This is a genomic window from Bartonella sp. AP150HLJHH (assembly GCF_042196385.1).
In the GTDB taxonomy this organism is placed as follows: Bacteria; Pseudomonadota; Alphaproteobacteria; order Rhizobiales; family Rhizobiaceae; genus Bartonella.
This window is the reverse complement of sequence record NZ_JBHIQC010000008.1, coordinates 38,500-50,993: the sequence shown is the minus strand read 5'-3', so window position 1 is coordinate 50,993 and position 12,494 is coordinate 38,500. Positions and strand designations below refer to the sequence as shown.

Below are 12,494 nucleotides of genomic sequence, written 5' to 3'. Positions count from 1 at the left end.
AAATGAGGGATAAAAAATGAGGGGCAATGAAAAAAATGTATCATTGGATGAAGAGTTACGGTCTTTTTCGCTGGAAGAAGCGTTTTTGACAAGCAAAAATTATAAAGTCATCTTTTGCATTGCTTTCATTGTGGCAGCTTTAAGAACGGCTCTTCTCTTCTTACTCATGTGGCTTGAGTGGAAGTTGGCGGGGTGGGAAGGGGATGTTATAACAGTTCTCTTTTGCATCGTGCAGGTTATATTAGATTTAATTTTTGTACTCATTCCTGTTGCCTTTGTAGTCCGTATCATCTTTACGCATTTGTTGAAAAAAAAGATCGATATGTTGGATCAAGAAATCTGGCAGCGAAGAAAAACCGCTTCTCAACAAAACAGCGTGTGAAGGGAGGGCAGAAAATGAATACTGGTCTATACTGGTCTTTATATATTCTCATGCGTTGTAGGAGAGTTTCTATTCGTGTGATGTTTGAAGGTGATGGAAAAAAAATGCACCCTTGATATTGTCTTTATAAAAGATGAGGGATACAAGCGTTTGATATTGATGAACCCTCATTCATTGTGAGGACGAAAGCTTCGGTTCATGAAAATGGCTTGAAAATTGAAACAAATGAGGGATAAAAAATGAGGGGCAATGGAAAAAATTCACCATTGGATAAAGAACCACGGTCTTTTGCACTGGAAGAAGCGTTTCTGACACGCAAAAATTATAAAGTCATCTTTTGTATTGCTTTCATTGTGGCAGCTTTAAGAATGGCTCTTCGCTTCGTACCCATGTTGCTTGGGTGGAAGTTGGCGGAGTGGGAAGGGGATGTCGTGGCAGCTCTCTCGTTAATCATGCAGCTTATATCATGGTTTATTTTTTTGTTCATCCCTGTTGCCTTTGTGGTTCGTATCATTTTCACGGTTCTGTTGAAAGAAAAGATCGATATGTTGGAGCAAGCAATCTGGAAGCGGAGAAAAACCGCTTCTCAACAAAACAGCGCATGAAGGGGCGGAGAAAATGATAGATATTAAAATGATGGATATTATTGTTGTACTCTCGTGGGGTATGGGCTTGACGCTTTTCACGCTGCTTTCTGCTGTGGTCATGATGTTTATTTGGGCATTGTATTACTCTACTTTCAAGCGGGTGAGACTGTATTGCCAAGTGACAAAAGAATTAAGCCGCGTGCTTGAACAACCTGTCGCTTTTGAGCCGTCTAGTGGAGCAATGCCGATGATTAAGCTGTTATCTGAGGAAAAAGAGTTTTCTCTTTCTGATGAAGAAATCTTAACGATGGAAAGTGCAACGGCGCTTTTAAAGAGTTTGGGGTGGAAGGTGGAAATTGAAGGAAAAGGAGATCATTTGGCCACCTATTATTTACCAGATCGTGAAGTGCAGTTTCTTTATAATGCTGAGAAGGGGTATCCGCGATTTGATTGTGCAATTGCGGTGGTTTCTGGTATCCATGCGGCGGCTTGCCAAACGATAGACCCTTATAATTCTGGAGGCTTGATTGCTCTTGAATTGAGTTTTGATGTGAAGGGGTTGGAAATTTTTGAAGAAAAGGTAAGCGTTGGATGTTTACGTCGTGCACTCGAGAAAGCTTTAGATGAGGCAATGACTGAGGTTGATCTTGGCAAGATGCTTCACTCTCAATATAGAATCCTGCCTTGGGAAAACAAAACGGTGGTCCCTCGGTTGGCTTCTTATTCCCTGCGTTATCTTGCGGCTCTGGCTTTGATGGGCGATGTTGAAACCTTACACTCTTATCACAAAAGCTTTATAGAAGGTGAGAAGCTGGGCTTTGAGGCAAGCATTGAAGAAGAGCATCTGGAACGCGCAATGGTGATCGCTCAGGCGGTAGAAAAGACAAAGCAACCCAGTTACGATTTGCTTCAACAGGCGGCAAAGGATTTTTCCATGGAGGTAGAAAGCTATGAATATTTTAGAGCTACAGATCCCAATTTGTGCAATAGAAGAAGAGATTCTTATGAAAAATTGATCGAGGAAAAAAGACAAGAATTAAGGCAACAGGGATATTTTGTTTATGAAAAGGACGCGATTTGTGAGGTTGATGGAAAAAACTATCGTCCCGATATTCTTTACATAAAGGATGGGGAGTTAGAATATATGGATGTAGAAATTAGGATTGATGAAAAAATTTATTGAGAAAAATAAAGAGTTTAGATAATTTAAAAAGAGCTTAAACCTAAAAATAATGCGTAAAAAGCGCGAAGCGTAAAAGCAGAGGGGAACAATGCAGGAGAAAAAAGCAACATTTGAAGAGTCTTTCTTTTCATTTAGAAAATTTATGGTGTCTTCAGTGGAAATGCGTAAAGGGGTGGGACGGTGTAAAATAATAGGGCACCGCTTTTTTATCATGTTTTGTACATGCCTTATCATGATGGCTTTAGAAGTTCCTGCGGGTGCAAAGTCTCTGGTACAGCCGTTGCAATGGACAAGATGGGAAGGAATTGGTTCTCTTATTTTTCTCTTACCAGTGTTGATATGGTTTTGTCTTCTCACACCCCTTCCTATTTTGTGGGGCATTTGTCGTTTTAAAGAGCGTAAATTGGAAAAAATAAAGAAAAAACTAAAAGAAAAAACAAAGCAGCAAGAGATTAATCAATGAGGTTATACGCATGAGGAGTGAGATCGCGGTTTTTATTTTTTTTCTGCCGATTGGATGTTTTTTTCTAAATGCAGTTACAGTTTTTGCCATTTTTGTGAATATGATTATTGTGGCGCCTTATTATTCTTTAATCAAGCGTTTGAGGCTCTATTACAGAGTGAAAAAACAAAGAGGTTTGATGAAAGAACAGCCGCAGCATTTTTGTTTCTTTGAAAAAAGCGGAAAAGAAAAAGAGAGAGTGCCGCAAAACTTAACACTAGAAACACAGATAAGTTTCTATTCGTTAAAAAAATGGCTCGCTTTTTCACGCAAAGATTATATCCTCCACGCATGCCTTTCTTTCATCATTATGTTTTTCAAAGCTTATGTCTATGTGATTTTCTTTAAAGAGATAGATGAGATCAGATTTGAATATTTTGTCATTCTCTTGCTTTTCTGGTTTTTTTTATCGGTATGTATTTTTGCAACGATCCCTGTTGTTGTGATCCTTCGTGAAATTTTAACCCATCGATTGAAAAAGAAGATTCAGCAGTTGGAAGAAGTGACTGAAGCAACCCAATCAATCAATTTATAAAGGGAAGGGGATAAAATGCATTACGAAATGGCGGCAGCTTGGACGGTGATTTTGATCATTCTGCTGGGGGGTGTTTTTGATTTTTTCTTAACAATACCCATTGTGGCACTGTATATTTCTTTTATCAAGCGTTTGATCTCGTATTACAAGGTTACCAAACAATTAAACGCAGCGCTGAAAAAGCGCACGTAGTGCTCGTGTCATGGGGGAGGCGTAAGTTTTAGATCATGCCATTGCTTCATGGCTTGGGGAGGAGGGCATCGATTGTTTTTCTCATTTTACGCTGATCTCTGGGGGAATGGGGTAATGGAGGAATGGAGGGGGTTTGGGGGAAAAGGGCTGATGATGGCAATGAATAGGCTGGTGATAGGTTTGTAATAGGCTTGTATAGGCTTTAATGGGGCGGTTTATCGGCAGTTTGCTTGTTTTCTGTGAATTTGCAAAATCGTAAAAACGTGGAACTGTAAAAGGGTGTGTGGTTGCTCAAGAGCTGTGACGGTTGTGGGGCGGTTGGGGAGAAGAGGGTGCCAATGGGGGAATGGAGGGCATTGGGGGAAAAGGGCTGATGGCAATGAATAGGCTGGTGATAGGTTTGTAATAGGCTTGTATAGGCTTTAATGGGGCGGTTTATCGGCAGTTTGCTTGTTTTCTGTGAATTTGCAAAATCGTAAAAACGTGAAACTGTAATAGGGTGTGTGGTTGGTCAAGAGCCGTGATGGTTGTGGGGAGGATATGGGGTAAAGAGGGTGCCAATGGAGGCGTAAAGGTTGGATTGTGCAATGCGTCAAAATTGGAATGGGGGAATGGGGGAATGTGGGAATGGAGGGCGTTGGGGGAAAAGGGCTGATGGCAATGAATAGGCTGGTGATAGGTTTGTAATAGGCTTGTATAGGCTTTAATGGGGCGGTTTATCGGCAGTTTGCTTGTTTTCTGTAAATTTTCAAAATCGTAAAAACGTGAAACTGTAAAATGGTGTGTGATTGGTCAAGAGCCGTGAGGGTTGTGGGGCGGTTGGGGAGAAAAGGTGCCAATGGAGGATGGTTGGATTGTGCAATGCGTCAAAATTGGAATGTGGGAAGTGGGAATGGAGGGCGTTGGGGGAAAAGGGTTGATGGCAATGAATAGGCTGATGATAGGTTTGTAATAGGCTTGTATAGGCTTTAATGGGGCGGTTTATCGGCAGTTTGCTTGTTTTCTGTGAATTTTTAAAATCGTAAAAGCGTGAAACTGTAAAATGGTGTGTGTGGTTGGTCAAGGGCTGTGATGGTTGTCAGAGGGGGATAAGCCCGTGTGAGAAGGGATAGAAAAACGTTTGGTTTTGGAGCTGTTGATATAGGCATGCTGTTTAGAGGCGTAAGGGAGGGGGATTGTTCGTTCTCAAAGCCTATGATGTAGAGAGTATGAGTTATTCAAGAGGGTGTTCGGGTATGGATAGAGATTGAAGGGGCACTGCTTCTTTGCAAAGCAGAGGTTTTGATCATAAGTTTTGTTTATTCATATGGTTTTTTATGGCATCCAGTACCTGTTGGCTTATCTCCTTATGGGGCAGCCATCGTAAACCTTTGGGCGTTGTTTTTTGTCCTAATTGAATGGGGATAAAATCAACCTTGTTTTTGCGCGCGCACTCGAGGATCATTTGATCATGCGTGTTGGAACTAAAAATATGGAGAATACATGGCGGTTTAGGCAAAAGAGCCAACTGCTCAATTAATGCGCAAGAAAATGCATAGGCGGGCGAATGAATCCATAATATGCAATATTTTAGATCATGCCATTGCTTCACAGCTTCTAAAAATTGTGCCTTTGATGCCGCACAATCATAATCCAACGACACGCACAACTGTTTGTTGTGCAATGCCTCAAGCTGGACTTTATGGGAAAGAAAGCGTGCAGCAATAATCACTTCTTGCGGCTCTAGTGATTGATACAAAGGGGCAAGCATCCCAGTGCCCCCTACCACTAAATAACGATAGTGCGCATCCTTTTTTTTCATGCCCCCTCCCTTATTACTTTAAATCCCACCTCTTTGCTTTAAAAATGTGTACATTTCATCAGCAAGTCTTTCACAACGGGTTTGTACCTCTTCACTTATAACTTTCCAAGTACGACCTTCATCATCTGAGGAAAAATCTTCGTTGGAGGAGGCGATTTGACATTGGAGTGTATAACCATAAAGCGTGTGCACCACCGGAACTAAATGTTCACAAGGTTGTGCGCATTTTTTGGCCGTACTCCCATGAGAGATAAGCCCAACAGGTTTATTTAAAAAGGCATTATAGCTCAAATTATCAAGAGCATTTTTTAAAACACCCGAATAAGACCCTTGATAAACGGGGCTTGCTAGAATAACGCCATCAGCCGCGGCAATGGTTTTTACAAACTCACGGACCGCAGCACTTGGATTAGCCTCTACCTGCTGATGATAATCTGGATCTGTCATCGGCAAGGGCTGTTTACGCAAATCAACCCAATGAAGTGATGCACCCCGCTTTATGAGGCAATCCGCTAAATAATTGGCTAAAGTTCTTGTTAAGGAAGGTTGACGCACAGACCCCAAAATAATTGCTATATTCAACAGGATTCTCCTTTATCTTTTCCCCACAAGCCTATAACGCAAGGCTTATAAAGAAGTGTGAGTAAAATGGCGCGTATCAATGCTGTTTATAAAGAGCAATTGTAATGATATCGCATCATCATAGAATCAGTCCATGCTAACAAGATTGTTGACAAAACAACACCTCAAACTTGCAAGGGAATGTTAGTGCTTTCATTAATATTAAAATGCTTGATCTCAAAAGTAGCGGCTGTCTCGTGTTTTAGAAGCGCTTTTATGAATATATTCTAAGCTATTGGCTTGCAAGAACTCTAATGAAAAATGGAAGATATCATCGTATTTTGAATGATCATTGAGCCTTTTTAATTGGAATAAGAAAGTTGTAAGATTTTCTCATTTCAAATGCTCTTATTGCGCGATCATTTGCGCATCAATGGAAGTTGCTTTTTTCATGTCTTAAGTGGGCGGAAAATAATTGAGAAAAGAATAAAAATGCTTCTGTCTTTTCAAGGGATAAGGGCTATCGTAAAAGCCTAGATATGTCTGTTTTTGGGGCAGGAGTGGGGTTGTTGTAGGAGCGGTAATTGGGGGTTGTCCGTGTTGAGGAATGGAGTTATGGCGTGCCCCGTATTACAAGGGAGGGTAAGGCTATTGTAGAGGCCGCAGGGGGCGTATATGAATGGCGCCGGATTACATTTTTTACTGAAACAATAGGGGTGATAGAGTTTATAGTAAGGGGATATATTCATGGGGGCGCTATTGTTATCCCCTTCATGGGGGCTGTTCATGAAATGGGGGTGATACGCGTTGGTTTGCAAGTGTTGAGAGGTGTTTTTTTAAAACAAGCACGTGAATTGGCAAAACTATTGGCAACATAAAATATGCAATACGAGTGTTCTCTGGGGTATTCTGTTTGACGACAATGGACGGAATTTTACTTGAGAGATTGTTCGTGTTCTTATAAAAGTCAAGGACAAACAGTTGTATAAAAAGGAAGAGCAAATGAAGGGGGAAAATTCCACATTTTATAACAAACTGTGCTCTGTTGTTTTTGGAAAATCATTTCGTTCTTATAAAGACCATATTATCATTTGTCTTATTTCTATCCTTATTGGGATAGGTCATAAAGCTCTTTTGATCCCATTAGAATCCAAGTGGTCGTTGAGTGTATCGCAGGATAGCGCTCTTTTGGCGCTCTTTGTGCTGCGTGAAGTTATCATGGTGTGTGTTGTTGCCTTGATACCTGTTTTATTGGTGCTTTATCTCATCTTAACGTATTTGTTGAAAAAAAAGATTCAGCAGTTAGAAGAGGCTATCCAGCAACGGGGTCACACAACCGATCAACAAAATAATCCGGTAAAAAACAATAGAGAAAAAATAAGCAGTTTTTTTATCGCATACCTTTGGTTGATATTTCTGCTAGAAATCTTTTTTCCTGCGGGTGTTGTCATGATCATTTTGGAATTTTATTATTTTGTTTTCAAGCGCGTGAGAACGTATTGTAGAGTGAAACGGGAATTAAAACGCATAAGAAAAGAGAACGATAAGGCGCTTGCCTAGCTATAAAGCGCTTTTGTCGCTATTGTGAGGGGGGAGAGGCAACGTTTAGAAGCTCTCGTGACACAAGAAAGAGGGGATGGTTGGAAAATCATCAGGCAAAGAGGATAAAGAAGCCTATCAGGTTTGTAATGAGGAAGATGCTCTTAATCATTGGGAAGAGCAACCACGCTTTTAGAAAATTGGGGTTTTTTGTTGAAAACAAGGGAAGCGCCATGCATCGCACTTTTCGTGGTTCTTAAAAGAGCGGGCATGAGATAAAAAAATGCGTTTTTCATAAAAAGGAAGAGCAATGAAGGGGAAAAATTCAGCATTTTATAATGCACTACGCCATTTTTTCGAGAAAGATTATTTTTCTGTGCAAGAGTATGTTGTCATTTGTTTTCTCTCTCTCATTATTGAGCTATGGAACAGGATTTTCTTTCTCCCATCCTTGGGTAGCCAAGAGAACTTGACAGGGTGGCAGGATACACCTCTTTTTCTCTCTCTGTGTGCGTTTTGGCAAGTTATTATAGTGTGTGTTTGGGTCTTGTTTCCAGTTATGTTGATACTCTTCATAACATTGTGGCTTTTGTTGAGAAAAAATACTCAAAAATTGAAAGAAATAAACCAGCAACGGGGTAAAATAACCGATCAAAAGGATTGGTATAAAAAAGGCGATAGAGAAAAATGGAGTGATATTCTTGTTATAATATTCAGTTTCGTGCTTCTGTTCGTGACACTGTGGTTTGCTGCTATTCCCATGGGGATTTTACAACTTTATTATGGTGTCTTTAAGCAGGTGAGAACGTATCGCTGTTTAAGAAAAGAACTGAAAAACGTCTTGCAAGAACAGGGTACAGCGCTTGAGAAGTCATGAGAGGGAAAAATAATGAAGAAATTATGAGAGATTCAGCCTTTATAGGGATTGCTCTCTATACCATTTTGCCTCTGATATGTTTTGGTGTTTTTTTATGGATTGTCCGTAAACATTGCTTTAAAGGAGCAGTGTTGGGTGGCATTGAGTGGAAGAAAAGCCGATTATGGATCAGTGTTGATTAAAGGGAATAAGAGCCCGTGGGGTTTAGAGCCTAGAGTGAGTGCTTGGGACTTACTTTATCGTTTGAGGCGTGAGGAAGGAACGGTTTTGCTTGTAGGGGCGCGCGGTATATGGGTTGTTTTCGTATTTTTAGGTACCTTGTTCATTCAAGCTTTGAAATGAATCCTATTGAAGTGGGGATGCAGGGTCATTTTCTTGAAAATAGGAGAATTTTTAGGAAGAAAAAGCTGAATTGTGACTATTGTTTACAGATTGGTGTGGTTTGAAAATCTTTATTGTTTGCAATGTGAGGAAGGTAAGAGGGTGGCAAGGTAGCAGGAATATTATAATTTTTATTATGACGTAAGCCATAACGGCCTGTGTACTTTTCTTGATTTCGGTGATATTTGGGTTTTGCATCATCATAATGCGTAAATTGGAAAAAAATCCAGAAACGAGAAGAAGCAATCTCTGTGTGAGAGCAAATAAGCTCTCTGTCACACGGGTCTTTTCATCAAGAGTGAGAGGGGAATACATGAAGGAGCAAAATTGGGCATCAGAGCAAGAAACGCATAAAGGAGCGCATTCTTTTTCGCTCCAGCAAGCGTTGCTTTCAGCAAAGGATTATAAAATTATCTTTGCTATTGCTGTTCTCATTATCATGTGGAAAATGGTTCTAGAAATACCAGGTGTATTGAATTGGCAGCTGACAGGGTGGCAATATGTTGTGCATGCCGTTCTCTTTAAAACAACGGACATCATAACGGTTTGTGCACTTTTCTTGATTCCGGTGATGTTACGGCTTCGCACCAAAGTGACGGGTGAGTTGCGAAAAAATATTCAGAAACTAGAAGAAGCAATCTCTGTGCGAGAGCACATAAGCTCTTTGTCGCACGGGCTTTTTTAAAGACTGAGAGGGGAAAAATGAACAGTGATCCTATAGCCGTATTTCTATTAGATCCCGGATTCTGGGTGATGATTGTTATTTGCATGATCATTATCATGCTTGTTTTAGCTCTTTATACCTCTGTCTTCAAACGGATGAAAATGAATTTCCAAGTGAAAGGCGCGCTGGAAAGAGTGCTTAAAGAAAATGATCTTGCAACGCAGCAGTTTTGGAAAGATGAAGCCGTGCTGCAGAAGAGGCGTTTGCAACTAAAGGAAAAAGAGTTCTCTGCCGATTATGATGATGATGAAATTCTCACGATAGAAAGTGCAACAGGGCTTTTAAAAAGCTTGGGATGGTCGGTGGAAATCGAGGGAAAGGGAGATTATTTGGCAACCCTCTTTTTACCAGATCGTGAAGTGCAGTTTCTTTATAACGAGCAACGAGTGGAAGAGTTTTCGCCTTTTGATCGCGGACTTTTAATTATGAGCGGTATTTTTGCGGCGGCTTGTCAGACGATTAATCCTCATAATTCTGGGGTTGTGCCAACGGTATTTATGAATTTTGTACCCAATGGATTGGAAATTTTTGAAGAAAAAGTGAGCGTCCAGCTTTTAAAGAAAGCTCTCGATAAAACTTTAAAATGGACAATGGAAGATGATTCTTTGCTTGAAATGTTTCGCTCTCAATATAGTATTCCCCCTTGGGAAAAAGACTCTTTATCATGGGCACCGGATGCTGACGTAGAGTTTGCACCTTATGCTTTGCTGCATCTTGCTGCTCTTGCCTTACTTGGCGATGTTGAGACTTTAGCTTCTTATGACGAAAGTTTTACGGCAGGGGAGAAGCTTGGCTTTGATGAAACCATTGAAAAAGTCCATTTGGAACGCGCGATGGTGATCGCTCAAGAAGTGAAAAAGGAAGGAAAGTTCAGTTACGATCTACTGGAACGGGTTGCTGAGAAGTGGTCTATAGCCATGGACTATCAGTTTTTCAGAGTGAGACCCCCTGATACGTGTAATCAAAAACGAGATTTTCATAAAAAAATAGTCGAGGAGAAAAAACAAGAATTAAGGGAACAAGGATATATTGTGAGTGATGAACCATGCGTCTTTGCAGCAGAAGGGGTAAAACATTCTCCTGATATTACTTATATTAAAGATGGTAAAATCGCATTTATGGATATAAAAATTGATTAGTGTTGTACTTTCCTGTTGAAGAAAAGCACTTTTATTTAAAAGGTGTGAAAGCGTCTCAATCATGGCGCTTTCACACCTTTTTTACCAGAGCAAAATAAAGGGCTCGAAAAATCAAGAATAATAGCCAAGATTAAAAAAATAGACTGAAAATGGCTTGATCCTCAAGAATAGGGGAAAAAATCAATTATAAATTCTACTCTCTTCTTTAAGATGGTTTTGTTGTTTTGTTAGAAAATTCTCATAAATCATTGCTTATTCAAGCGTTATGAGGGAAGGTCCATTGACTAAAGGCGCTATGGGGGGAGCTCCATTGACTAAAGGCGCTATGGGGAAGCTCTATTGACTAAAGTGCTATGGGAGGGAAGCTAGGGGGTAGAGCCTTTGTCATTTGAGGGGAGAGGAAGGCAAAAAATGGCATTTTTGAGCAGTGTTAAGGTCTTTTGCCTTTGAGGTGTTTTTTGTCTTTTTAAGAAGTCCTTGCCAATGAAGCAGCGCTTGTTAAGCTTCAACAGTGTTTCAGTATGGTGATATTGATATAAAAATTTATGGTATTTTTGTGTTTTTCAGTCTGCTTCATGGAGATCTGTAAGCCAATCCGATGACAGAGGAGATTCATGGTCATTTTCTTGAAAACAGAAGAATTTTTGGGAAGAACAAGAAGATTGCGGACCCTTATTTACTAAAGTGCTATGGGAGCGAAGCTAGGGAGTTAGAGCCTTTGTCATTTGAGATGTGAGACAAGTAAAAATGGCATTTTTGAAGGCGATGATATTTGGCCAATAAAAATAAAAACACAATAAAAACTAAACTAAAACAAAGGAAAAATTAAACTAAAAAAGGCCCTATTTTATAAAGGGCCTTTTTATTTAAATTTTACAATATATACAAAATGTATATAACCTTACTTTAAGAACTTTTTGTATCTTATATTCTAGTAGCAACAAGTTGTACGAAATATATAATAAGTGATCCTAAAAAACCAGCTAGTGCATTCAATAAATTTTCTGCTTTATCGTATATATCGTCGATTGATGCTTGTTCTGATGCGCTTCTATTACTGACTCTCAGTATATTCAATGTATCCGATGTGTCCCTTACTTGTTTAACAAAATGTAAATTTGTTTTCTCAATAGTATAAGGAGCAACAATAGGAGAGGGTTGTTTATTGACTATACGATCAGATTTTTGAATCGCGAGAGCTAAACCACTTGTAATAGCCCCAGCTATGAAAAAATATCTGATATTCATAGTTTTTCTCCTATATTTATTTCGATAAATAAATATCGATACGTATCATATATAAATTCGATTTAAATAACTATAGTAAAAATACAACAATCACAAAAAAGAATAAACTTTGTCTATATTTTGACAAAATTTACTCTTAATTGCCTTAATGAATTCTTTCAGATTCGATTTTATGAAGGCGTAAAAAAGTTTGAAAGCTCTGTAGGCAAGTGGAATCCCATAAGGTGGGTGATACAATGGTTGCTAGCAAACTTCTTTTTGTGCCTTTGACCAAGGATTCATAAAAATGAGGGTTCATAAAAATGAGATGCGATGAAAATTGAGTAAAACCCTTGAAGGGAAGGATTCACTCTATTGAAGGCGGAGTGCATCTTTTCCATAGATTGGATACTGCCTTTATGAGGGTTTGGCGGTATCCCTTGAGGGGAAGGATGCACTCTTTTGAGGGCTAGAGTGCATCCTCTTATAGATTGGATGCCTCCTTTGAGGGTCGGAGGTATCTCTTGAGGGGAAGGATGCACTCTTTTTGAGGGCTAGAGTGCATCCTCTTATAGATTGGATACTGCCTCATGAGGGTTGAGGCGGTCTCCGTTGAGGGGAAGGATGCACTCTTTTTGAAGGCTAGAGTGCATCCTCTTATAGATTGGATACTGCCTTTATGAGGGTTTGGCAGTCTCCGTTGAGGGGAAGGATGCACTCTTTTGAGGGCTAGAGTGCATCCTCTTATAGATTGGATACTGCCTTTATGAGGGTTTGGCAGTTTCCGTTGAGGGGAAGGATGCACTCTTTTGAGGGCTAGAGTGCATCCTCTTATAGATTGGATGCCTCCTTTGAGGGTCGGAG

General features: G+C 39.9%; 16 protein-coding genes. 13 read left to right on the top strand and 3 right to left on the bottom strand.

What is annotated here, in order from left to right:
• Positions 1 to 16: 16 nt before the first annotated feature.
• The 7 genes from ACFING_RS04975 (at position 17) to ACFING_RS04945 (ending at position 4,314) form a co-directional block, all read left to right on the top strand.
• Positions 17 to 382 carry a hypothetical protein gene (locus ACFING_RS04975; protein ID WP_375630083.1) on the top strand — a complete coding sequence of 122 codons (366 nt, stop codon included), beginning with the start codon at positions 17 to 19 and terminating at the stop codon, positions 380 to 382.
• Positions 383 to 621: 239 nt separating this feature from the next.
• A complete protein-coding gene (locus ACFING_RS04970) occupies positions 622 to 987 on the top strand; it encodes a hypothetical protein (protein ID WP_375630082.1) in 366 nt (121 codons plus the stop codon).
• Positions 988 to 1,015: 28 nt separating this feature from the next.
• Positions 1,016 to 2,152: a DUF6990 domain-containing protein gene (locus ACFING_RS04965; RefSeq protein ID WP_375630106.1), complete on the top strand. Its 1,137-nt coding sequence runs from the start codon at positions 1,016 to 1,018 to the stop codon at positions 2,150 to 2,152.
• Between the two features lie 88 nt (positions 2,153 to 2,240).
• Positions 2,241 to 2,615 (top strand): hypothetical protein, encoded by a 375-nt coding sequence (locus ACFING_RS04960; RefSeq protein WP_375630081.1) that lies wholly within the window; start codon positions 2,241 to 2,243, stop codon positions 2,613 to 2,615.
• Positions 2,616 to 2,625: 10 nt separating this feature from the next.
• A complete protein-coding gene (locus ACFING_RS04955) occupies positions 2,626 to 3,189 on the top strand; it encodes a hypothetical protein (protein ID WP_375630080.1) in 564 nt (187 codons plus the stop codon).
• Between the two features lie 15 nt (positions 3,190 to 3,204).
• On the top strand, positions 3,205 to 3,381 hold the full coding sequence (locus ACFING_RS04950; RefSeq protein ID WP_375610218.1) for a hypothetical protein: 177 nt from the start codon (positions 3,205 to 3,207) through the stop codon (positions 3,379 to 3,381).
• A gap of 777 nt (positions 3,382 to 4,158) precedes the next feature.
• Entirely contained in the window at positions 4,159 to 4,314 is a 156-nt protein-coding gene (locus ACFING_RS04945) for a hypothetical protein (RefSeq protein WP_375630079.1), read from the top strand.
• Between the two features lie 352 nt (positions 4,315 to 4,666).
• On the opposite strand, the gene ACFING_RS04940 is transcribed toward ACFING_RS04945, so the two are convergent.
• Together ACFING_RS04940 and ACFING_RS04935 are read right to left on the bottom strand one after the other, a co-directional pair.
• Entirely contained in the window at positions 4,667 to 5,182 is a 516-nt protein-coding gene (locus tag ACFING_RS04940; protein ID WP_375630078.1) for a short-chain dehydrogenase, read from the bottom strand.
• Positions 5,183 to 5,200: 18 nt separating this feature from the next.
• Positions 5,201 to 5,764 carry an NADPH-dependent FMN reductase gene (locus ACFING_RS04935; protein WP_375613628.1) on the bottom strand — a complete coding sequence of 188 codons (564 nt, stop codon included), beginning with the start codon at positions 5,762 to 5,764 and terminating at the stop codon, positions 5,201 to 5,203.
• A gap of 563 nt (positions 5,765 to 6,327) precedes the next feature.
• Between ACFING_RS04935 and ACFING_RS04930 the strand changes: the two genes are divergently transcribed.
• The 6 genes from ACFING_RS04930 to ACFING_RS04905 all read left to right on the top strand — a co-directional run bounded on the left by ACFING_RS04930 (position 6,328) and on the right by ACFING_RS04905 (position 10,403).
• Positions 6,328 to 6,621, top strand: coding sequence for a hypothetical protein (locus ACFING_RS04930; RefSeq protein ID WP_375630077.1), 294 nt, complete (start codon positions 6,328 to 6,330; stop codon positions 6,619 to 6,621).
• Positions 6,622 to 6,745: 124 nt separating this feature from the next.
• The gene (locus ACFING_RS04925) at positions 6,746 to 7,303 is read left to right on the top strand and encodes a hypothetical protein (RefSeq protein ID WP_375630076.1); all 558 of its coding nucleotides are present in this window, start codon (positions 6,746 to 6,748) and stop codon (positions 7,301 to 7,303) included.
• Between the two features lie 289 nt (positions 7,304 to 7,592).
• The gene (locus tag ACFING_RS04920; protein WP_375630075.1) at positions 7,593 to 8,159 is read left to right on the top strand and encodes a hypothetical protein; all 567 of its coding nucleotides are present in this window, start codon (positions 7,593 to 7,595) and stop codon (positions 8,157 to 8,159) included.
• Between the two features lie 135 nt (positions 8,160 to 8,294).
• A complete protein-coding gene (locus tag ACFING_RS04915; RefSeq protein ID WP_375630074.1) occupies positions 8,295 to 8,501 on the top strand; it encodes a hypothetical protein in 207 nt (68 codons plus the stop codon).
• 352 nt (positions 8,502 to 8,853) lie between these two features.
• The gene (locus ACFING_RS04910) at positions 8,854 to 9,225 is read left to right on the top strand and encodes a hypothetical protein (RefSeq protein ID WP_375630073.1); all 372 of its coding nucleotides are present in this window, start codon (positions 8,854 to 8,856) and stop codon (positions 9,223 to 9,225) included.
• 17 nt (positions 9,226 to 9,242) lie between these two features.
• A complete protein-coding gene (locus ACFING_RS04905; protein WP_375630072.1) occupies positions 9,243 to 10,403 on the top strand; it encodes a DUF6990 domain-containing protein in 1,161 nt (386 codons plus the stop codon).
• Positions 10,404 to 11,327: 924 nt separating this feature from the next.
• On the opposite strand, the gene ACFING_RS04900 is transcribed toward ACFING_RS04905, so the two are convergent.
• A complete protein-coding gene (locus ACFING_RS04900; RefSeq protein WP_375630071.1) occupies positions 11,328 to 11,651 on the bottom strand; it encodes a hypothetical protein in 324 nt (107 codons plus the stop codon).
• Between the last annotated feature and the right edge of the window lie 843 nt (positions 11,652 to 12,494).